Genomic DNA, 23,412 nt, shown 5'->3' with positions numbered 1-23,412 from the left:
CGGGATATATCATTACCGGAAGATGATGGTTTCATTTATAAAGCACATTATATTACTGCAAGGAGTCCCCCCTATTCCATGCTTACTAATGGCATTTATAAATGAAAACCATTGCTCCGGTCTCTATATTCTTTAGGGCTCATTCCCACATACTTTGCAAATACGTGCGTAAAATATGTGGGGTCGTCAAATCCAACTTCTGAAGCCACTTCAAAAACTTTATTCCTGGGATCCATAAGAAGCTGCTTTGCCTTTTCAATTCTTATCTTGTTGAGGGTATCAATTATGGACATATTGGTTTCCTTTTTGAAAAGGCGGCTCAGATAGCTGCTGTTCACATGCACATGATCTGCGATAGACTGCAGATTTATGTTCTTATTGTAATTGTTATGCAGAAAATTGTTTACTTCTCTTACAATCAGGCTGTATTGCTTTTTATTTTCGGAAGTCAGCTTGGATATTGATTTAATGACATCGACTATAAGGTCGAGCAGGCTCTGTATGGATTTGCACTGCTGAATCTGCTTGTAAATGTCAGCTTCATTGATATTTAGCAAATCCGCATTCAGATTGAGATTAGCCGGCAATCTGAAACAAAGCGAGCACAGAAGCATGCTTGACACCTTGATGTGCTCAATAGGCTCCTTATTTTCCCGGTATTTTTGAAAAAGCTTGTTTATGTCTTCCAGCGCTGCATTGAGGTTGCCGGATTGAATATGGTTTACTATGGCATCATTAAACTTATGCATTTGAACATAGGCGCTCTTACGGGACTCTCCAGCTGAAGATGCATACACCGACACGTTGTTGCTGTTGTAAAAATTGGACGAGGATGCTTCCAATGCTTCATTGTAAGCCTGGGGAATTTCGGCCGGCGATTTATGCATGCCGCTGATGCCGATGGAAATAGTAAATTTCATGAAGCTGTCAAGCATTGCCAGAACCTCATTGCAAGTTACAAGCAAGGACTGGGTGCAGAAGGAGGCACTGCCTTTGGTAAAGGATACTATTATAAAAAGTATGTTTTTACTCATTACAAATAAGTGGTAGTGGTAATCTTTGAAGGCCATTCCTAGGAAATTCTTAACAGACATAATGAACCTGTTATGCGCTTCAGGATTTTCACTGTAATCCGCAGAAGGATCTGATATTTCAAATACAATTATGAAAAAATTTTCGAGCTGTATACCGTTTTGCGCGAGCTTTTTGCCTATCAAATCCGGAGGAAAGACTATTCCGTTGATTATATCTTTTATGAGTTTTTCCTGGATTTCGGAAGTATTTTCCCTCAACTTGCTTTCCAAAAGCTTGAGCTGGTTTTCCTTCTCCTTCTGCCGCATGATTAACTCCTTGGCCTTTTTGATAGCTTCTGGAATTTTCTCAGTAGGGTTTGTCTTTACTATGAAGTCAACTACGTAATATTTAATTGCAGCCTGAGCATAGGAAAAATCTGCAAATGCCGTAAGTATGATTACTTTAGTTGACGGATAATGGTCATGGATATATTTTGAAAGCTCAAGACCATCAAGGCCGGGCATTCTGATGTCGGCTATCACAATATCGATATCATTGTTTTTAAGGCACTCTATGGCCTCTATGCCGTTGCTGGCTTCGCAAACAAGCCTGCAATCCAATGCGCTCCAGTTTATAAAGCATTGAAGGCCTTTTCTGATAACTGCCTCATCATCAACGATCATCACATTATACAATCTTATTTTCTCCTTTATCCACCGGAATATGAACAACAACCCTGGACCCTTTATTGGGTTCGCTTTCGATTTTTATACCATATTGTTCTCCATAAAGCAATTTTACTCTTTTATTAGTATTGTCCAAGCCTATGCGGTTATGCCCTTTTTTTCTGGGGATTGCCATATCTGAGTCAGCCAGCTGGACGCTTCCGACATCAAATCCCAAGCCGTCGTCAATCACTTCCATGTATACTGAGCCTGAGTCTTCCCAGATATTGATGTTTATCATGCCCTTGCCCATCTTGCCTTCTATTCCATGGACAACGGCATTTTCGACTATCGGTTCGAGGCTCAGCTTGGGAAGATAGTAATCGAGCACGGATTCATCTCTGACGTTTATTGTGTACTCGAGCTTATCCTCGAACCTTGCCTTCTGCAGATAAAGATAAAACTTGCAAAGCTCCAGTTCCTCACGTATGGGGATTTTGGTATTGTTGTTTGAATAGATGCTTGCCTGCAGAAGCTCGCTTAAGGATGTGACCATCCTGTATATCGATTCATCTTGGGACAGCTTTGCCTTATAACCTATTGTTATTAGGGTGTTCATCAAAAAGTGAGGGTTAATCTGTGATTGTAGAAATTTGAACTCTGTCTCCTTGAACAAAAGCTGCTTTTCATAAACCTGATTGATGAGGTGTTTGATCTCTGCAGTCATGTTGTTGAAAGTTTCGCTCAGCAGGTTTAACTCCACATCTTTATATACCGGCATTTTTATATCATAGTTTCCGTATTTCACCATGTTAATGCTGTGCAGCATGTCTTTTATGAAGCGGGTGAAGCCCAGGGTCAGAAATATACCGACAGCCAGGCAAATCAGAACGATAAGCGAAGTTATAATCAGGTAGCTTCGGATGCTGCCATAAAGCTGTGCAAGAATTTGCTGCTTGGGGATGCCTGCGACGAAGGTCAGGCTGCTGTTGCTTATCTTTTTTGAAGCCACATAGTATGTTTTATTGTTCAAAACTGCTTCCGAAACCCCGCTTTTGTTCTTCAAGTCCAGCACTGATGCATCAACCATCGTTCCAAGCCTATCCTTATCTTGCGTTGAATAGATTATTCCGTTGTTATCAATGATATAGGCAACAGAACCTGGAAATTCCAGGAGCTTCTCATACATTTTATACAATTCCGCCTCATCGGTGCCGATAATCAAGGCCAGCTTGTGTTCGGGGTGGTATATGTTGGAAATAACACGGACAAAATAAACCGTATGGTCGCCGGGGGATGGGGGCATGATCATGAAGCCTTCCATCTTGTCCAGATCCAGTTCGTTAAATATTTTTAGGTTGTTTTCCGCAACAATTTGGATGGGTTTGGCTGACCTGGATAAGGAAAAATAGGCCGTTTTGTTTAAAAATACAAATGCCGTTGTAATCAATTTCATGTCCCAGGCATTGTTGAACATCAGGCTGTATTTCAGCTCCTCCTCCATTTTGCTTTTGTTTACGAACATGCTGTAATAATCCTCTTCCGTTGGCATATTATTCAGAATCCTTGAACGGATGGTATTATTGGATATAAAATGGAGAGAGGTATTGTCAATGATCTTGTAGCTCCTTTCAATGTTTTCATTGATCTGAAGAATAAGCTTATCCAGATTTTCAAAGGCATTGCGGGTCAGGGTGTCGGATAAGATGGAATAATAGTAAAAACCGGCAAAAATCATTGGAACAAGTATCATAAGAACCACTAAAAGTATAATCTTGTTCCTTATGGGTAGAGCGTAATATCGTCCCGAAAGATACGATTTTACATGTGAATAGAAGCTAATCAATCTCTCGCGCGCTCTTTGAATAAAACTCACCCCTTATTTCGTGAAATGTAATTTAATTTGTTATGCTGGCACAATGAGTTAACTTAAACTCAATTCTACATATTTATTATTGTTTCCTTCATGCTATGAAATGAAGTCAAAAAAACAATGAAAAAGTAAAAAAATCTCATGTAAGCCAGAGGGAGAAATGCCTCTTAATATTAGGCTTCTGAAGTAAAGAAACCACAAGAACAAGTCATGATATCCCATTAACTTATACTAGGGGAAACCCTATAATAAAAATACGCGGTGGAGCTTTCAGGAAAACGCACTAAGATTCAGGGCTAACTCAAAGGAGGTAACGATTTTGCTCAAAAATAAAATATTCATACCAATATTTATCTTGCCCACAATACTGTTGTTTGGAGTAGTTTATGCAGCATCGCTGCTGATTCTTCTAGGCTCTTCCTTCACAGACTGGAGCATTGGATCAAAAGTTTCCTTTATAGGTCTTAGCAATTACATTAAAATTATCACTGATGACGATGACTTCCGCCGCAGCCTGATAAATACGATTATCTGGGTTATACTGCAATCCACCGTTCATGTTGCCATCGGCGTCATATTTGCTCTTATCCTCGCCAGGAAGGAATTCTATTGGAAATTTGCCAGGACAGCTTTTATGGTGCCTAACATCATATCCGGCGCTGCCATGGGAATGCTTTTTCTCTGCATATTGAATCCCGAATTCGGAGCGGTAAACAACCTCATCCGTCTGATAGGTTATAAGGGCTTTTCTCAAAACTGGTTCATGGATTACAGAACATCCTTCCTGTCAGTAACCATGACATGGCTGCCTTATGCCGCTGTGATCACTCTTCTGGTATTGGCGGAGATTGCTTCCATGCCGGAAAGCATTTTCGAGTCTGCAAGGATGGACGGAGCCAGTGAGTTCAAGACAAACCTTTACATCGTCATCCCCATGTTAAGAAACATCATGGGAACCTGTGTCATCGTCGCAGGCACCAGCATGGTGCAGAAGTTGGACATCATAATGATGACGACGGGAGGCGGGCCGGGGAACATCACCATGAACCTTCCTGTGTATATCTACAAGTCGGCGTTAATGGATAATAATTTCGGGTATGCCAACACTTTGGGCGTTTTTCTTATAGGCATAGGCATCCTTTTCGTGCTGGCCGTACGGAAAATTTTCAAACTTGGGACATCGGAAATGTAAGGGGGGATAAAGATGAGAGGAATCAGTTTACTACTGCGTTTCATAAAATATTCGTTTGTTGTTTTCATTCTTTTGATTTCATTGGGGCCTTTTGTGTGGGTTCTGATTTCATCATTCAAAACCAATGCTGAGATACTGTCATCAAATATTGGGCTGCCAAAGCAATTGAGAATGTCAAATTATTTGAACGCGTTTAAATTAGCTCCCCTGGCTCAGTTTTACGTCAACAGCGCCATTGTAGCCACATTCGGAACCTTGCTTAACATCACCATTTTAAGCATGTCTGCCTACGTCATAGCAAGATTCGATTTTAAAAGCAAGAAAATACTCGTTCCCATATTTTCTCTTGCGCTTTTGATACCGGGAGCAGCGCTGCTTCAACCGCTGTACCTGACAACAACAGCCCTTGGCCTTTATGACAAACTCATAGGACTGATCATTGTTTACGCGGGTTTTGGTTTGCCTACGTCGCTGTATATATTGACAAGCTACTTTCTGACCATACCTAAAGAGCTGGAGGAATCTTCATATTTAGACGGAGCTGGCTTTGTAAAAACCTTCGCCAGCATTGTTCTGCCTGTATCAAAACCGGGTATCGTAACATCAGCCGTTCTTCAGTTCCTTCTTTGCTGGAGCGAGTTCCAATTTGCCCTCACGCTGACCACCGGCAACAAAAGCAGGACGCTTCCGCTGGCATTATATTATTTCAAAAGCCAGTTTGGCAGCAATTACGGAGTGATGTTTGCAGCGACCGTCATCGTCATCATCCCGAGTATCATCGTATTTGCATTGCTGCAAAGGCAGGTCATATCAGGCTTGACGGCCGGAGCGGTTAAAGGCTGAGAAAGCGTTTATGCCTTGAAGCAAAATAGTCAATCAAAAGCAAATTATTGGATTTCCTTTCAATCGTACAGCCTATAATAAAGAACAGCTCAAAATTCCACAGGAACAGGTAACAAAATCTCATTAACCCTAAGTAGTGAAGCAGCTGGAATGAACATAAATTATAAACTTTCTAGGATGAACTTAAAATAATAATTTTAAAGGAGGAGTTCAAATGAAAAAAGTATTTGAAAAATTCTTAGCCGGTACTGTTGCAGCATGTATGATGATTTCGCTTTTAAGCGGCTGTGGCAAATCGTCGGAAGGTGCCAAAAATGACACTTCTTCTTCCGAAACAAAAACCAGCGCATCGGAGAGCACTGCCAAGAAGGAGCCTATCAAGATCAAGTACCCTTCCTACAGAGTTGGTACCCATGTATCTGCTCCTGCTGAAAAGAAAATACTCGACGCATTTAGGGAAAAGTACGGAGATGAAGTAATAGTCGAGGTGGAAGAAATACCTAGTGACCAAACCTATGTGGACAAAATGAAAATTCTGGCAGCATCGAAAGATATGCCGGATATCGTTGAGGGTAAAAACGGAATCAATAATGTGCTGATCAGCGCTAATCTGGCAGTACCACTGAACAAATACCTTGACGAGGACCCTCAGTGGAAGGAAGAAATAGGCCAAAAAGCCATCGAGGCAAATTCACGGGACGGAAAGTGCTGGTCAATCAGTACCGCACGCCAGATCGTTGGCTACTTCTACAACAAGGAAATGTTTGAAAAAGCGGGAATAAAGCCAGCTGAAACCTGGGAAGAGTTTGAGTCCAACTTGGAAAAGCTTAAATCCGCAGGGTTTACGCCATTGGCTTTGATGACGGGGGAAAATGCCTGGACCACCAACCTCATCCTAGCTTCCATCATCGGAACCAGCGGCGAGGCAGGAAACAATTTTATGAATACCCTTTATCCCAAGAATTTCGAAACCCCGGAAGTGATTGACGCATTGGCAAAGATACAAGCAATGCTTCAAAATTACACAACAACCGATGCGCTTGGTGCGGCCTATGCAAATGCAGCCAATAACTTCTGCCAGGGCAAGGCTGCAATCATAGCCAACGGACCGTGGATGATACCGGACTTCAGCAACCCGGACAAAGCTCCGGAAGGCTTTGAGCAAAAAGTTGGCGTTGCCATGTATCCCAATGCGGGAATATTCTCCTCCTTTGAAGAAGGATTCATGCTCTGCTCCAAGGACGATGTGCATAGGGAAGCAGCTCTTAAATTCCTTAAGTTCAGAACCGGAGCTTTTGCGCAAAGCGTGATGCTTGAAATGAACAGTGTAACTCCTTTGACAGAGAACGTCAAGCCCAGCGAAGAGTTTAAAAAGAAGTATCCGTTATTTATGGAGATAAATGAATTCGCTGCAAAAGCAAAATACAACTATAAATTCCTGGATACCATCAACTACGCCAATGTGACCGACGCATGGAAAAACATCTATCCTGAACTGGCTTTCAATAAGGTTACACCGGAGCAGGCCGCCAAGATGCTGAGCGATGTGGCTGCCAAGAATAAGGATTAATGCACGGGTGGTACCATTATGGCACAAATAGGCATCGGGGCATATAAAAGTTGACTAAAGGTACCTATGGGAAGCAGGCTCCGGAAGACCAGGATTCTATTCGGCAATAATGCAAAAAAATGGTTGCCTTGATTAAAAATTATGATATCATGGGTTATAGGGATTATATACCACTGCTTTATGATAAATTTTAATTCTATGTCCGGAGATAACGGAAGCAGTCTGCTTCCCATACCAAATTTCTTTAGTGATTATGAAAGAAAAATCAAAGTGAGGAGTCTGGATCATGAAGGCTGCAGTCTATCTAGGAAAGCATAATTTGAAGGTGCAAGATGTTGAGGTGCGGGCCCCGGGGCCTGATGAGGTGCTCATCCAGGTTAAAGCCTGCGGTGTATGCGGGACGGATTTACATATTTATGAGGGGGCAGAAGGAGCGGCAAAATGTATACCTCCCACAATTCTGGGGCATGAATTTTCAGGTATTATCCATGAAGTGGGTTCCAATGTCAAAGGCTTCAAGCCTGGCGACAGAGTATGCGTCGACCCCAATGACATGTGCGGAAGCTGCTATTACTGCAGGATCGGCAAAGCGCATTTCTGTGAAAATATGACGGGAATTGGGACAACGGTAAACGGCGGTTTTGCTGAGTTCTGCACTGTAAGGGCAAAGCAGGTGTATAGCATAGGGGAGAGCTTGTCCTTTGAAGAGGGTGCAATGGCAGAGCCTGTAGCATGCTGTCTGCACGGAATGGACCTGACCGGCGTAAAGGCGGGCGACACTGTGATGCTGATCGGAGGCGGAACCATCGGCCTCATCATGCTACAGCTTGTGAAATTATCAGGGGCATCAACCATTATCCTTGTTGAACCTGTTCAGACAAAAAGGGATTTGGCTCTGAAGCTGGGAGCTGATATTACGATTGATCCCTTCACGCAGAGCATCGATGAGATATTGAGCGCCAACAGGATCAGCCATATCGATGCTGTAATTGAATGTGTGGGCTTGAAAAATACGGTCATGGATGCCGTGAAATATGTTGGAAGGGGAGGAACGGTCATGATGTTCGGGCTTACGCATCCGGACTGTGAGATACCGCTGAAACCCTTTGATGTATTTAAAAAAGAGTACAGCATAAAAGCTTCGTTTATAAATCCATATACCCAGGGAAGAGCTGTGTCACTTCTTAAATCCGGCAGAATAAATGTGAAGGACATCATTACCGACAAGATAAAGCTTGCGGATATCAATAAGGTTTTTGAGGACAGTTCTTACAGAAGCCGAGGAAAAATCATTATAGAGCCTTAATGAATTTAACAGGTCAAATTTTATTGAAGGAAATAATAAAATTTATCAGCCTAAGGCTTATTTCATTTATTACTATTTTTGAAACTATACCATGAGGGTTTAAAAACTATCTATGAGGGAAAGCATGATGTACGATATAGTTGCTGTAGGAGAATTGTTGATTGATTTTACACCGGGGAGAGAGACAAAGGAAGGAACAGTCCTTTTTGAACGCAATCCCGGAGGTGCTCCCGGAAATGTTCTGGCTATAGCCGCGAAACTGGGAAAGAAAACGGCTCTGATCAGTAAAGTTGGAGAAGACCCCTTCGGGAACTTCCTGAAAGAGGTCATGAACAGCGTAAACATTGAGACCAAAGGTCTGGTTCAGACGAAGGAGGCCAATACGACCCTGGCGTTTGTGCATCTGGATAAAAAAGGGGACAGAAGCTTCAGCTTCTATAGAAAACCCGGCGCTGACATGCTTCTGGAGGAGTCGGAAGTGGATGTTGAGCTTATAAAGAATTGCCGAATTTTTCACTTCGGAACCGTTTCAATGACACATCAGCCCTCCAGAAATGCAACGTTGTTTGCTGTCAGGACTGCCCGGGATAACGGCGCCATAATATCCTTTGACCCAAATCTTCGCCCTCCGTTGTGGGACAGCATGGAGGATGCAAAGTCCATGATTGAGGAGGGGTTAAAATACACCCATATACTGAAGGTTTCGGGAGAGGAGCTTGAATTCATAACGGGAACAAGTAAACTGGAAGAGGGGACACAGTTGATCAGGAGTAAATACGGAATTCCGGTGATACTTGTAACCCTTGGACCTTCAGGATGTTTCTACAGAATCGGCCACCACAGCGGTTATTTGTCAACGTATGATGTGAAGACGATTGATACAACCGGCGCAGGGGACGCGTTTCTGGGAGCATTTCTGTCCAGGGTCATTGAAAGCGGTAAGGACCTTGAAGCTTTTGATAAGGATGAAATAGAAGATATGATAGACTTTGCAAATGCTGCGGGCTCTCTTACCACCACAAGAAAAGGTGCAATTCCTGCCATGCCGGGCTTGGAAGAAATTCTGGCATGCCAGAAAAATAATCCTAAATTATTGTCAACACTTGCATGATTTGCATTCCTGTTTTTGTCCATTGGGTATCCCATGGCAAAGGTGTAAAAACAGAAGGCATAAGTGCTATCCTCTCGGCCTATGGGGAGTGTACAGCATCGTGTCAAGTAAAAATTAAGCAATAGTCTAGCTACTTTAATGCAGGGCTTACCGGTGACTTGTCCATCATTGAAATTGTGCTTTTGGCGGTGGATATGCCGGAATGCCCTGTATTTTGCTTGTGCAACGGTTTATGGAGATATGTATACTCGCACATTTTATTCCAAAGCTTAAAATATACTACCTTCCTGCTGTTTACAGGAAGATGTGCATTTTTATTTAATACAGACGGAGGTTTTGATCAAGTTTTTCTTTCACAGGCCGTATATTCTCCGGTATATCCTCAATTTTCATTGTGTTATGCACTGCACAAGTGCCGGCATTTTTCGCTGTTTCATAGTGTACCAGCATTTATATTCCAGAAGCTCAAGAGTTTTCTGCAGCTCCGCAATTTGCTTTTCTACAGCTTCCTTCTGCTTTCTAAACATTTGGATTGTTAGGATTGACTTTATGTATGGCTTTTGGGAAAATTTTCAAAAAATACAAGCATAAAGAGTTGGCTTGATATTTATTTCAGGCTGACCAAACAGATTAAGACTCCTCGCTGCCGTAGATTCGTCGGTGGCGGGGAACCTTTTTATCTCCTTATATCGATGACATGTGACTTAAAGTCCATAGTTGCTAAAAAGTCCACTTTCATCGATCCCACCAAACCGAACCATGATATGTATTCCTGACATTATGAAATTGAATAAGAATTAATTGCTAATCTTGATAAATTGAGCAGTAAATGAAGGAACCTCCTTCCATGGATAGCTGAGCATTTCATTATAGCTATCAAAGGCAGAGGTACAGGTACATGTGTATGGATAACTACAGCTTCTAAAGGCTTGGCATTGCCATACACCTGAAAAATATATAATGGGCGATAGCTGTCTACCTCTTCACATAGCGGTAGCGGTTAAAGATTGTTTACGGTATGCCCCTGGTGTGATTCCTTCTATTTTTTTGAATACTCTGATGAAGACGCTGCTGCTCAAAAATCCTGTTTCCTCTGCAATCTGCTGTATAGTTTTATTTGTATTTCTCAGAAGCTCTTTGGCATTGTTAATTCGGCAATTACTGATATAGTCCAGTATGCTGATGCCGTTTTCTTTTTTGAAGATTCTGGACAAATACGCAGGAGACAGATTGAACTTGTCAGCTAAAACGTTAACACTGAGATCAGGATCATGGTAGTACTGTTCAATATACTTACGAACCTGTACACTAATGGAGTTCAAACTCAGCTTTTCTCGCAGGTACTCCTGATATTCTTCTAATATGTTTATTAATTGAATGCGGAATAAATCCAATGTATCACAATTAATCAGTCTGGTATAAATATCTTCTTTCCATTGGATATCTTCCGGCAGCATATCATTAACAGCTTTGGACAGGCTTCCTGCTACGTCGTAGATAAAGTCTCTGGCTATAGCAGGAGGTGTATGGGAATCAATATCCCTATTATCAAACAGCTCGCCAACAAAAGAGCTAATTTGATTGCTATCTTTTAGTTCTTTGAGAAACAGGTTGATAGAATGATCCGTCTTGAAAGTAAAAGTATAAATTGAGCCAGTTGGCTGCTGCTGTTTGTAAGGGATTATTTTGTTTGATCCAATTGTTAAACGGTATTCCATAGCATATAATGCCTCTTGAAAGGCTTGATGAATCCCATCTAAATCAGTGTGTATAGCACTTAGGCTTACAGTAAAATAAATTCCAAAGTTTTCCTCAAGGAATTTTTTTCCATTCTGAGCTACGGACAGAAAATCCTGCTGCATTGTCAGCGTATCAACAGAAGTAAAATTAACGAGACATGCATAGCGGTTTGCATCAATTGGTACTACAAAACCTTGATGTTTTTCTTTAGCCAGCTCTTCTATTACATTAGTAATGATAAACCCTAAAAGGTCTTGAGAATAGGATGATTCCTTATTGGTGCTGTATTTTTTTTCTATATTTATTAATATCACCGCAAAATGATCGGATAAAAGCGGAATATCATTTTTATCAAAAACCTCTTGCACAGAGTCACCTTGGGATGACAAACCATAAAGCAAATCTCGTATGGAAGAAAGCACCAACTCGTTTTTTCTGTTATGAATCTGTGTCTTCAGTTTTTCCTGTTCTTCAAAACTTAACTGCAGCACTTTCTCCAATAAATCAATTTCATTACCTCTTTCAAAGCTTTCAGGATCATACATGGATTTCTCATCGATCCATTGAATAAGCCTCTTAAAAGGAATATAATTGCGCCTAGACAGTACATAGCATGCCAATAATCCTATGGGTATAAATACCAGGGAAAAAATAAGCTCCATTTTTTGAGAATAAAATACAGGTTCAGCAGCAAGGGCCTTGGGTGTAACCGAGGCATAATAACATTTAGTGCTGGGAGACTGAATAATTTTGCATACATATTCGGTACCTTCGTGCTCCATATTGAAGAAACCCTCCATATGAAAATATGGAGATAGATCAATATCATCATAATGAGAATTTGTAGAGGCCAATATAGAACCATTCGGATTAAATACGAGAAACGCTCCGTTGCTTTCCCACTTACTGTCAGCTAATATCTGCTGCAACGCATACAGGTTGAAGATAACAAACACTTTATCCTGAATATTTCTCTTTGGTGAGAAAGGAGAATAAACAAAAGCTATACTTGTATCTCCATGCTTAGAAGGAAACCTGGTAAAGCCTTCTACAGAATGGGATTTTAGTATATCATTCCAGTCCTCCAGAGTAAAATGGCTCGAGCGATAATAGCAGTTGTAAAATTCCTCTGAGGGAATTGTGCTGTCTAGTGATATAATATAATCTTCACTGCTATAGTATATAAATACAGTTTCCATATTCTTTGTTGCCGTATTAAGAGTGTGCAGGAAAGTATGGGCACGATACCTGGCATAGGGTGATAATTTATCCTGATCATTTTTACTGTACGGGTTAAGTAAAGAAAGTTCTGATTCAGTTCCATTATAGGCTTGAACTGCGAGTTGCAGCATATTGTTGAATTTATCATCCAATGCGTTGCTGAATTGCTTTAATACAGCAGCGTTTGCGCGGTTGTTTTCCTGTTTTAATATGTTTGTTGTTTGATAATTTATCAATGAGGTAGCAAACAGTGTGAAGGCAAGAATGCAAAAATAAGATATAAAAAACTGAAATAACATACTTCTTTTTATGTAAAATTTGCTGTACAATTTCATTTGATTCATCCTCCACGATGAAGCAGTTCTATTAACTTAAATGAAAATTGAAACTCAGTAAAAATCTCGTTATCCTAAGAAAGGAGCCAAGGCTATTGACTATAAATTACGGTAAAGATATTCATGTTCACAAAAACAATCATGTCGTAACTGCAACCATTTAAATTATCAATTTCGATGGATCATACTATACTGTATGTTATGTATGCATAAATTTTACTATTTTTTATGTGGCGTGTCAATAAAGCTGAATACTTAAACTGTATATTCGAAAGCAGGTTCATATAACGTCAATGAGTTTAATTTTCATCAATTGGATTTTTCAGGAATTATCAATAAGGATATGAACCATCGATATACAAAGCAAGTGCTGTTTGATAACATGATTTTGCATACAGACAGTTTAAAAACATTTTTAGCAAGGCTTAATGATATTAGAGTTAAGCTTCAAGGGAGGTGTTTTATTTAGAGCATATTTTTACGTATAGTCATAAGGTTTTATATTGAAGTTATAATTAAGGGGGGTCTAATTTATGAAAAAGGTTATCAGTATATTGCTCATTTTATGCATGATTTCAGCTATTTTAGTTGGTTGCGGATCTACTGATAAGAAAAGTGACAATTCCGTTGACAACACTAAGACAGACGTAAAGACAGATGATACAAGTGATAAAGATGTAACCAGTGAGGAAGGTAAAACTGGTTCTGAAGAGAGTGATCCAGTAAAGGATCCATATGGTCTTCCGAATGATCTTTCTGCATATCCTGTAAAGGATAACCCTACCCTGACATACTGGTGGCCAATAGATGGTTTTCAGGCTGTTGCCATCAAAGATATGAATGAGCATGAAGTTTGGAAGGAAATTCAAAAGATTACCGGTGTTAATATCAAGTTTATACACCCTACAGTAGGGCAGGAAAGTGAACAGTTTAATCTTATGATAGCATCTGATGATTTACCCGATTTGATATGCCAGTCGGATAGATATAAAGGTGGTGTCACTGTAGGTATTGATGATGGAGTTTTCATTGATCATACTGAAGTCATTGATAAATATGCACCCAATTATAAAAAATTCAGAGAATCGGATGAAGACAGAAGAAGGACGACCATGGATGATAAAGGACGTATATTGGGCTTCTACAATATTGCTCCATATTCTGAATGGATATGGTTTGGAGCATTAATTAAACAGGAAGCCCTCGACAAGACTGGTCTGCCTGTTCCTGAAACGATGGATGAGTGGTATAATTTCTTCAAAAAATGCCAGGAAGTAGGATATAAAAGCCCATTGATGTTTAATACCGGTTCGGGAACTATATTTACAGGTTATTTTTGCAGTGCTTATGGAGCACATGATTGGCTGTTTATTGATGAACAAGGTAAAGTTCAATGGGGACCTATACAGCCTGGTATGAAAGATTACTTAGCAGAAATAAGAAAATGGTATGAAGAAGGCCTGATTGATAAAGACTTTGCCACAAGGGATTTCAGCAGTAATATGGCGTATGCTATATCAGCTGATTGTGCGGTTGCTATGGATTCTCCCGATACTATGTGGGGAGTATGGAAGGAACAGAATAATATTGATTTTGTTGCTGCTCCTTATCCGGTTCTCAATAAGGGAGATAAGCCCACCACAACATATAAGCATTGGAAAAATGGCGGCTGGCCTACTTCTATTACTACTGAATGCAAGAACGTTGAAGCCGCTGCGAGACTCCTGGATTTTGGCTACACCAAGAAGGGTTGGGAACTGTGCAACTTTGGCTTGCCTGAACGCACTCATAAAATAGATGAAAAGGGCATGCCTTATTATCAAAAAGAAAGTATCATGTGGAATGACCCGGAAAACATACCTCTTTCCAACCGCGTATGGAAATATAAATTGCATCAGGGACCATTTGTACGTGAAGAGCATAATTCTAACCCACTTCTGGTTTCACCCGGCAGCTATTCCGGAGATATACGCAAGATGTGGACTGAAGGTACTGATGCATCGCCTGCAGTGCCTCCTGTGACCTTTACCAGTGAAGAATCTTCGAGAGAGGCGGATATTGGTTCAAAGCTGGCTACATTACGCAGCGAAACATTCTTAAAGATAATAATGGGGCAAGTACCGGTATCAGAATTTGACAATTTTGTAAAAACAGCAGAAAAGATGGGTCTTAATGAATGGTTAGGTATTTGGCAGACTGCATTGGATCGCTATAATGCAAGATAGTATTATTTGCAAAGTAGTGCCGGGGTTATCCCCGGCCTACTCTGTAAATTTATGTGTGCGGTGTTACAATTACTTAACTGACAGGAAGAGGTGAAGCTTTTATGAGTTTGACGGGTACAGAAAGGCAATTGAATAAGGAAGCGGCAGCTATAACGGTTAAAACTCGAAGGAAAGTTCTGGAGGTTATTAAAAAAGATTTCAAACACAATTGGAAAGTATATTTAATGGCACTTCCTGTAGTTGCCTTTTATATTATTTTCTGTTATGGTCCTATGTGGGGACTTTCTATCGCATTTGTTGATTTCAAACCCCGTTTGGGAATTTTAAAAAGCCCATTTGTAGGGTTAAAGCACTTTAAAAACTTTGTTACAGATCCGTATTTTGGTCGCCTTGTTACCAATACTTTTATGTTAAACCTGTGGGGATTGGTATTTGGATTCCCTGCTCCTATAATATTAGCCCTTTCGCTTAATGAAGTTGTTAATAAGAGGTTTAAAAGAACCGTTCAAACTATTACTTATATGCCTCATTTTATTTCCCTCGTAGTAGTTTGTGGTCTGATACGTATTTTCTGTGGATCAGATGGCTTGTTAAATGATATTATCGCTATGTTTGGTGGTGAGCGTACACCCTTATTGGCTAATGCTAACTTGTTCAGACCTATATACACTTTTTCGGGTATATGGCAGAATGTAGGCTGGGATAGTATAATATATTTAGCGGCTATATCGAATGTAAGTCCTGAACTATATGAATCTGCAACGATTGATGGCGCAGGAAGGTTCAGGCGTATGTGGCATGTGACAATTCCGAGCATAGCTCCGACAATAACTATTCTTTTAATATTTGCTATCGGAGGAATGTTAGGGTCGGCTCATGAAAAGATTATCCTTTTATATAATCCTGTTACATATGAAAAGGCCGATGTTATAGCTTCTTATGTATACAGGCGGGGCTTGCAGGAATTTGACTATAGCTATTCGGCTGCTGTCGGATTAATTAGTTCAGTAGTTAATTTCGTTTTCTTGTGGTGCGCTAATGCAGCTGCTCGTAAAATATCCGAGACCAGTTTATGGTAGTAATTGGAGGTGGAGCATTTATGTTACACAAAACGGTTGGGGATAGAATATTTAATGTAGTAAACTATATATTGCTGTCATTTATAACATTTGCATGCTTATATCCGGTTTTATATGTTATTTTTGCCTCTGTAAGTGACCCTATTCAGCTTCAGGCTCATAGGGGTTTTTTATATAAGCCCCTGGGATTTACTCTTGCAGGCTATAAAGCGGTTTTCAAAGACTCTGATATTATGACAGGCTATGCAAATACGATTTTTTATGTAGTGGTTGGCGTTGCTGTGAACATGGTATTTACGATATTGGGAGCTTATGTTTTATCAAGGAAAAACCTATTTTGGAAGAAAGCAATTATGATTATTGTGACTATTACTATGTTCTTCGGTGGCGGGCTTATCCCCTTTTATCTGCTTGTTAAAAATCTAGGGATGGAAAATACCAGATTGGCATTGATAATTCCGTACGCTCTTAATACATGGAATATGATAATTATGCGAACAGGTTTTGAATCTGTTCCTGGCGAGCTTGAAGAAGCTGCCAAGGTGGATGGGGCGGATCATTTTTTTATACTCACGAGAGTGATTTTACCACTTTCTAAGGCTGTGTGTGCTGTCATACTATTATATTATGTTGTTGGTGCATGGAACTCTTGGTTTCCTGCGATGATTTTTTTAAGAGAGAGACAAAAATTCCCGCTGCAGCTTATGCTTCGTGAGATACTTATAACCAATGATACCAGTCAAATGCAGCAGGGTATAAGTATGACAGTAAGTGGAAGCGGTCAGTTCGGGGAAACTACTGCTTACAGAGAATTGATAAAGTATACCACCATAGTTATATCCACTGTTCCGATAATGTGCTTCTATCCATTTATTCAGAAATATTTCGTTAAAGGCGTATATGTAGGATCATTGAAGGGGTGATTTTGGATTTTATATGGTAAGAAACATGAAGGTAGCGTTGATAACATTAATAATATTGATAATATTGGCGATTATAGCTATTATTGTAATTATAAACGACGCGGCATCTATAAGTGAGGAGAATGTGAATAAAATGATTGAAGATAGTGTAGAAAGAAAAAATGAAATTACCCCTTTGAGTTGGGAAAATATTAAAAAAAGATTCTACTCAAATCCATTGCCTGTTAACAATATAGGAGATCCTTTTGTGTTGAAGGCTTCAGATGGAAAATATTATTGTTATGCTACATCTGCTTCTGATGGATATAAGGTATGGCTTTCAGACGACCTGGTAAATTGGCAGTATGCCGGTATGGCTTTCAGAAGAGAGGCAGATAGCTGGGCAGTTAGTGATTTTTGGGCTCCTGAGGTTGTAGAGTATAATGGTAAATATTATATGTTTTTTTCTGCCAGAGAAGAGAATACCAAGAGTTTACGTATCGGAGCAGCCGTAAGCGATAGTCCTTTAGGTCCTTTTGAGGATGTACTGAAGCGGCCATTGTTTGACTTTGGCTATGCGGCTATTGATGCCAGTGTATTTATAGATGATGATGGCAAGAAGTATTTATATTATTCCAGGGATTGTTCCGAAAACATAGTAAATGGCGTCCATGAAAGCCATATTTATGGCATAGAGTTGGCAGATGATATGCTGTCGGTAACAGGGCAGCCGGTTTTGCTGACGCAACCCGAACAGAGATGGGAGAAGATGTCCGGTGACGCGTGGAGATGGAACGAAGGGCCGATTGTTTTAAAGAGGGGCTCCATCTATTACATGTTTTATTCAGCCAATTGTTATGCCGATGCAACTTATTCCGTGGGATACGCCACCTCTGAATCGCCCTTGGGGCCATTTAAAAAAAGTGAGCAGAACCCGATTCTAAAGTCCAAGCTTTATCCGGACATGACAAAATCCGAACCTCTGATTTCCGGACCCGGGCATAATAGTTTTGCCTTATCCCCCGATGGGAAGGAGTTGTTTATTGTTTATCATACTCATACTAATCCATCATTGGGAGGGGGCAACAGGCAGATGAACATAGACAGAATAGGTTTCAGAGATGATGGTACAGTTTATGTGAATGGACCCAGTCTTTCACCTCAAATTCTTCCGTCCGGATTGGGAGGGTTTTATAATGCGGCATTGGAAGCCAAAGTAAGCGCAAGCTCGGTCAAACCCGGCCATAAAGCAGAATCATTGGTTGATGGAGAGCTTGGATTTACTAAAGCAAGCACGGATTATGACTGGGTATCCAATGGTGAAACGGAAGGCGCATGGGTATGCCTGGAGTGGGATGATGAAAGGTTAATTGATACTATAGTATTATTCCCATCCTTCAGTGATGATAGAAGGATTGATGAAGGGCAATTGATTATAGATGACGGGAATTTGATAAATAATGTAAAGTTTGATCTTGATGCTGAAAAACCAGGTGCTTCGGTAATAATTCATTTTCCGGAGATTAAAGCAAAAAGTGTGAAGTTTGTTGTTAAAAAGGCATCTGAAGGCGTACAGGAAGTAGGGCTTTCCGAGATATATGTTATGGGTAAAGCTTTAGATGAAAAATAGGCATTTTTGGGGGTAGTTATGTGAAACAGGAGACCTGGTCCATACTAAATGATCCTGATTTACTTCAAAAACGCAACGAATGGTTTGATAAATTAAAATTATTATATGAGGGAAAATTAGAGAACCAAATTTTATATCTTAATGGTATATATGGATATTCAAGCACTAACCCATATGAAGAACCTGAAAAATGGTTGGATGAAGCTTTGGATGATTTGGCACAATATGCGGAAAAGTTGACGGATAAGAATATTTTTCGTCCGTTATGTATAGAATTTGGGCCTTATGGAGTACATTTTATTGACAAGATATTTGGAGCCCGAATATATTTTGATCAAACCAGCAGACAGTGGTATAGTGAATATATCGAAAGTCCTATCGGCGAATTGCAATATCCTGATCTTGCAAGAAATGAAACCTGGAATCTGGCTAAAAGAATAGCCATAGCATTTATTGAACGCAAAGTTACTGTACCGTTGTTTGGGTTGCCTACCATAGCCAGTGTATTAAATATAGCGGTTAATCTATATGGGCAAAGATTCTTGGAGGAGTTATGTCTTGCTCCGGACAAAGCAAAACATGATATGGATATAATCAATAAGCTTTTGGTTGATATCCACCGCTGGTATTTACAGCATATGCCTCTGTATCAGCTGCAGCCGGTTATCTCCGGACATCGCACGCAGCCTCCGGGTTTTGGTCAATTGTGTGGCTGTACTACGCAATTGATTTCTCCTGATATGTATCGCGAACTTATTGCGCCCTTTGATAGTGAGCTGCTGTCAGTATATCCTCATGGAGGGATGATTCACCTTTGCGGCAGGCATACTCAGCATATACCTATATGGAAAGAGATGAAGCCGCTTCGTGCTGTTCAGCTAAATGATAGAGCAGCCGAGGACTTAGAAGCTTATTTTAATGGATTGCGGGAAGATCAGATTATCTACCTGAATCCAACTGATACCATGACGGCTGACAGAGCGATTAAAATAACCGGAGGTAAACGCCTTGTGTTGGTTACTGAAATCCGATAAGGGAGCTAGCAGAGATTAAATTCCATAAATGAAGGGGGAAATGGTATGAAAACCGCAGAAATAACCTTGGATAAGGATTACCGCATAAGCCTGATTGATAAGCGGCTTTATGGCTCATTTATAGAGCATATGGGAAGGGCTGTATATAACGGCATATATGAAAAAGGGCATCGTACAGCAGACAGTATGGGCTTTAGAAGGGATGTATCGGATCTTGTTAAGGAAATTGATGTACCCATAGTGCGATATCCGGGGGGAAATTTCGTGTCGGGATATAACTGGGAGGACGGTATAGGTCCGGTAGAGCAGCGCCCCCGCCGTTTGGAACTGGCTTGGAACTCCATAGAGACCAATGAAGTGGGTATAAATGAGTTTGCGCAATGGGCTAAATTGGTGGGCACTGAAGTAATGCTGGCTGTAAATTTAGGAACAAGAGGAGTTGATGCTGCCAGAAATTTGGTAGAGTACTGCAACCATCCCAGTGGTACATATTGGAGTGACCTTCGCATATCTCATGGAGTAAAAGAACCTCACAAAGTTAAGGTATGGTGCCTTGGAAACGAAATGGACGGATCATGGCAGATAGGTACTAAGACTGCAGAGGAATATGGCCGTATAGCCTGTGAAGCCGCTAAAGTAATGAAATGGGTCGATCCGTCCATAGAATTGGTAGCCTGCGGCAGTTCGTCAAACCATATGCCTACATTTCCCCAGTGGGAGGCTACTGTATTAGAGCATACTTATGAGTATGTAGACTACATATCCTTACATAGATATCTTGGCAACACAGATAACGATTTGGGAGAATATTTAGCCCAATCAGTGGATATGGATGAATTTATAAAAAGCGTTATTGCAACATGTGACTATGTAAAGGCTAAAAAACGGAGCAAAAAAACTATCAATTTATCTTTTGACGAATGGAATACTTCTCAAAGCTGTCGTATTAATTATGATAAAAAGCCGGAACCATGGATGATAGCACCACCATTAGCCGAGGGACTGTACAACCTGGAAGATGCTCTGGTAGTCGGATGTATGATAATAACCTTAATAAAACATGCTGACAGGGTCAAGATAGGCTGTTTAGCCCAATTAGTCAATGTATTAGGGCCAATTATGACGCAGAACGGTGGACCTTCCTGGCGGCAAACCATATTTTATCCGTATATGCACGCCTCCCGTTATGGCCGCGGTATAGCATTGGATATAAAGGTTAATGCACCAATGTATGAGACCAAGGCTTTTGGGGATGTGCCTTTCATAGAAGCAGCAGCTGTGTTGGATGAAGAGGCTTCTGAGATCACCATATTTGCTGTGAATCGAAATCAGGATGAAGCTCTGGCGCTTAAAGGTAATTTAAATGGGTTTGAGGGATATAAAGTTAAAGAGCATATAGTTCTGGACAGTAAAGACCCAAAAGCAGTAAATAGCGCCGAACATCCGGATACTGTTGTGCCACATACAGTGGAGATTGTCCATGAAGATGATATAATAACTGTATTGCCAAAGCTTTCATGGAATGTCATACGTTTGCAGCGTGTATGACAGCATTTCTTAAAAGATAGCAAAGAGTATGTGCCATTAATGATAGTAGATAGATTATCTACTTATTATCAATGGCATTTTTTATCTATCAGTTACAGGCTCATCAAAGGGTTTCAACTTATCTCAGGAATCACATGGGTGGAGCTTGGTCCTATGTAAGAGTATTACTATTTAGAGACAAGACATGTGAAAGAGAGCTAAAATCATTGGGACAGAATAAAGCATAGTTTCTTGTTGAATTTAAGAGCATCAGGAGTCTATAATTAAAGTGAATTAAAGGAGGGAAAAGCAGATGAAATTTGTTTGTGACAGCAAGTACATAGTTTTACAGGTAAATCATCATGCAAAGAAGAAAAAATTGCAGTTTATAAACAATGGCAAGCTGATTTATGATCTTGATATTGAGTTGGATTTCAAAAATCCGGATCATGATTTTTATTTAAATGTGGAACGGTTCATAGGAATGGAAATCGAATTAAGATGTCAGCCGGAAATGAACATAATGCTGAGAAAATCTGATATAAAGCATGAAGGGGAGGAAATCTATAAAGAGAAATACCGTCCCGGATTTCATTTTTCTACCCAGAGAGGATGGATAAATGACCCGAACGGACTTGTCTGCTATAATGATAAATACTTAATGTTTTACCAGCACAATCCTGTTGGCTGCAAATGGGGCAACATGCATTGGGGATATGCTGTAAGCCACGATCTGGTCCATTGGAGTGAAAGAGATATTGCACTATACCCTGATGAAATGGGTACTATGTTTTCAGGCTCTGCTATCATTGATAAAAAGAACGTTACAGGACTCAAAGAAGGTGACGATGATGTGATTCTGCTGTATTATACGGCAGCCGGAAACACTTCAGAGCTTTCCAAAGATCGTCCTTTTACCCAATGCCTGGCATACAGTGTTGATGGAGGGATCACATTTAGAAAATATGAAAAAAACCCGATTGTACCTGAAATGGCGGCAGGCAACCGTGATCCAAAAGTTATATACCATGAGGAAACCGACAGCTATATCATGGCACTTTATTTAACCGGCAACAAATTTGCATTATTGAGCTCTAAAAATTTATTGGACTGGACTCTTTTGCAGGAGATCACATTGGAGGATGATGCAGAATGTCCTGATTTTTACCCTCTTGCCGTTGACGGAGATGCCGGAAACATCAAATGGGTATTTTATGGGGCTTCAGACAGGTACTTGCTGGGAAGCTTTGATGGCCTTGAGTTCAAGCCTGAGACAAAAGTCAGGAGATTACACTATGGAAATAGCAGTTATGCCTCCCAGTCATGGTCGGATATAAAGAAGGAAGATGGAAGGCGGATAAGAATCTCCTGGAATACATTTGAAATTCCGTCCATGCCGTTTAACAAATGCATGACTTTTCCCTGTGAAATGAAATTGAAGACTTTTTCTGATGGTGTTTTTCTATGCACATGCCCAGTCAGAGAAATTGAAAAATTATATGCTGAAGTTTTTGCTGCCCAGAATACATCCGTAATGTCCGGAGAAAAATATGCAAAACCCCTGGACGGCAAGTATTATGATATTGCTTTAAAGGTATGCGATGTAGAAAAGGGAGGTTTCAATATTTCCGCTTTTGGCTTGGATATTTATTGCAATACTGCTGGGAATGAACTAAAATGCCTTGATTATACCGCTCCTCTGGAGAGTTATGATGATACTGTTGATTTACGCATTCTTATAGATGCTACAGGAACAGAAATATTTATAAATGAAGGAAAAGCATTTTTATCTGTAGGTCATATTCAGGACTACAACCTCGACAAGCTTGAAATTCATGCTGCAGAAAAGGACATAACGATCAAGGAGATAAAAATAGCCGAGATCAGAAACATATGGGTTGGGCAGGAGAAATAATAGGCTGAGCAAGATGTATAGACTTGTTTAATATGACCAAGTGAGAAGTAAATCAGGACTTGATGAGAATATTCCATTTAGAGGATAGCCGCTTGTAAAACTTAAGCACATACCATATCGATTTGTTTATAAAGTGGAAACATAAATGGAATATTTTTTTGCCGCTCAGTTGGCAGTGGACAAAAGGCTTTTCTGATACGGTATGTATTTATTTTGCATGTAAGAAAATG

The 23,412-nt window shown here is 40.3% G+C and carries 16 protein-coding genes; 12 read left to right on the top strand and 4 right to left on the bottom strand.

What is annotated here, in order from left to right:
* Nucleotides 1–95 precede the first annotated feature (95 nt).
* Nucleotides 96–1,700: a response regulator gene (locus CDO33_RS12035; protein WP_242973907.1), complete on the bottom strand. Its 1,605-nt coding sequence runs from the start codon at nucleotides 1,698–1,700 to the stop codon at nucleotides 96–98.
* A 1-nt stretch (nucleotide 1,701) separates the two neighbouring features.
* Complete coding sequence (locus CDO33_RS12030; RefSeq protein ID WP_242974810.1) at nucleotides 1,702–3,555, bottom strand: sensor histidine kinase; 1,854 nt, start codon at nucleotides 3,553–3,555, stop codon at nucleotides 1,702–1,704.
* A gap of 316 nt (nucleotides 3,556–3,871) precedes the next feature.
* Here CDO33_RS12030 and CDO33_RS12025 point away from each other — a divergent pair, with 316 nt between their 5' ends.
* The 5 genes from CDO33_RS12025 (at nucleotide 3,872) to CDO33_RS12000 (ending at nucleotide 9,574) form a co-directional block, all read left to right on the top strand.
* Nucleotides 3,872–4,744, top strand: coding sequence for a carbohydrate ABC transporter permease (locus tag CDO33_RS12025; RefSeq protein WP_103081815.1), 873 nt, complete (start codon nucleotides 3,872–3,874; stop codon nucleotides 4,742–4,744).
* 12 nt (nucleotides 4,745–4,756) lie between these two features.
* Complete coding sequence (locus tag CDO33_RS12020) at nucleotides 4,757–5,587, top strand: carbohydrate ABC transporter permease (protein ID WP_103081814.1); 831 nt, start codon at nucleotides 4,757–4,759, stop codon at nucleotides 5,585–5,587.
* A 214-nt stretch (nucleotides 5,588–5,801) separates the two neighbouring features.
* Entirely contained in the window at nucleotides 5,802–7,157 is a 1,356-nt protein-coding gene (locus CDO33_RS12015) for an ABC transporter substrate-binding protein (protein ID WP_242973906.1), read from the top strand.
* 286 nt (nucleotides 7,158–7,443) lie between these two features.
* Complete coding sequence (locus CDO33_RS12005) at nucleotides 7,444–8,463, top strand: zinc-dependent alcohol dehydrogenase family protein (protein ID WP_103081812.1); 1,020 nt, start codon at nucleotides 7,444–7,446, stop codon at nucleotides 8,461–8,463.
* A gap of 124 nt (nucleotides 8,464–8,587) precedes the next feature.
* A complete protein-coding gene (locus CDO33_RS12000) occupies nucleotides 8,588–9,574 on the top strand; it encodes a carbohydrate kinase family protein (protein ID WP_422678803.1) in 987 nt (328 codons plus the stop codon).
* 318 nt (nucleotides 9,575–9,892) lie between these two features.
* On the opposite strand, the gene CDO33_RS21470 is transcribed toward CDO33_RS12000, so the two are convergent.
* Together CDO33_RS21470 and CDO33_RS20860 are read right to left on the bottom strand one after the other, a co-directional pair.
* A complete protein-coding gene (locus CDO33_RS21470; protein ID WP_274540206.1) occupies nucleotides 9,893–10,024 on the bottom strand; it encodes a hypothetical protein in 132 nt (43 codons plus the stop codon).
* 533 nt (nucleotides 10,025–10,557) lie between these two features.
* A complete protein-coding gene (locus CDO33_RS20860) occupies nucleotides 10,558–11,859 on the bottom strand; it encodes a helix-turn-helix domain-containing protein (protein WP_161496704.1) in 1,302 nt (433 codons plus the stop codon).
* A gap of 1,544 nt (nucleotides 11,860–13,403) precedes the next feature.
* Between CDO33_RS20860 and CDO33_RS11985 the strand changes: the two genes are divergently transcribed.
* The 7 genes from CDO33_RS11985 to CDO33_RS11955 all read left to right on the top strand — a co-directional run bounded on the left by CDO33_RS11985 (nucleotide 13,404) and on the right by CDO33_RS11955 (nucleotide 23,182).
* Complete coding sequence (locus CDO33_RS11985) at nucleotides 13,404–15,095, top strand: extracellular solute-binding protein (RefSeq protein ID WP_103081810.1); 1,692 nt, start codon at nucleotides 13,404–13,406, stop codon at nucleotides 15,093–15,095.
* A 101-nt stretch (nucleotides 15,096–15,196) separates the two neighbouring features.
* On the top strand, nucleotides 15,197–16,174 hold the full coding sequence (locus tag CDO33_RS11980) for an ABC transporter permease (RefSeq protein WP_103081809.1): 978 nt from the start codon (nucleotides 15,197–15,199) through the stop codon (nucleotides 16,172–16,174).
* A gap of 20 nt (nucleotides 16,175–16,194) precedes the next feature.
* On the top strand, nucleotides 16,195–17,097 hold the full coding sequence (locus CDO33_RS11975; RefSeq protein ID WP_103081808.1) for a carbohydrate ABC transporter permease: 903 nt from the start codon (nucleotides 16,195–16,197) through the stop codon (nucleotides 17,095–17,097).
* 25 nt (nucleotides 17,098–17,122) lie between these two features.
* A complete protein-coding gene (locus CDO33_RS11970; protein ID WP_242973317.1) occupies nucleotides 17,123–18,706 on the top strand; it encodes a glycoside hydrolase family 43 protein in 1,584 nt (527 codons plus the stop codon).
* Nucleotides 18,707–18,726: 20 nt separating this feature from the next.
* Entirely contained in the window at nucleotides 18,727–19,740 is a 1,014-nt protein-coding gene (locus CDO33_RS11965; protein WP_103081807.1) for a hypothetical protein, read from the top strand.
* Between the two features lie 45 nt (nucleotides 19,741–19,785).
* On the top strand, nucleotides 19,786–21,288 hold the full coding sequence (arfA, locus tag CDO33_RS11960) for an arabinosylfuranosidase ArfA (RefSeq protein ID WP_103081806.1): 1,503 nt from the start codon (nucleotides 19,786–19,788) through the stop codon (nucleotides 21,286–21,288).
* Between the two features lie 292 nt (nucleotides 21,289–21,580).
* Nucleotides 21,581–23,182 carry a glycoside hydrolase family 32 protein gene (locus CDO33_RS11955; RefSeq protein ID WP_103081805.1) on the top strand — a complete coding sequence of 534 codons (1,602 nt, stop codon included), beginning with the start codon at nucleotides 21,581–21,583 and terminating at the stop codon, nucleotides 23,180–23,182.
* Nucleotides 23,183–23,412: the final 230 nt, after the last annotated feature.

The organism is Clostridium thermosuccinogenes, assembly GCF_002896855.1.
Lineage (GTDB): Bacteria > Bacillota > Clostridia > Acetivibrionales > DSM-5807 > Pseudoclostridium > Pseudoclostridium thermosuccinogenes.
This window is presented reverse-complemented; position numbering and strand designations above follow the sequence as displayed.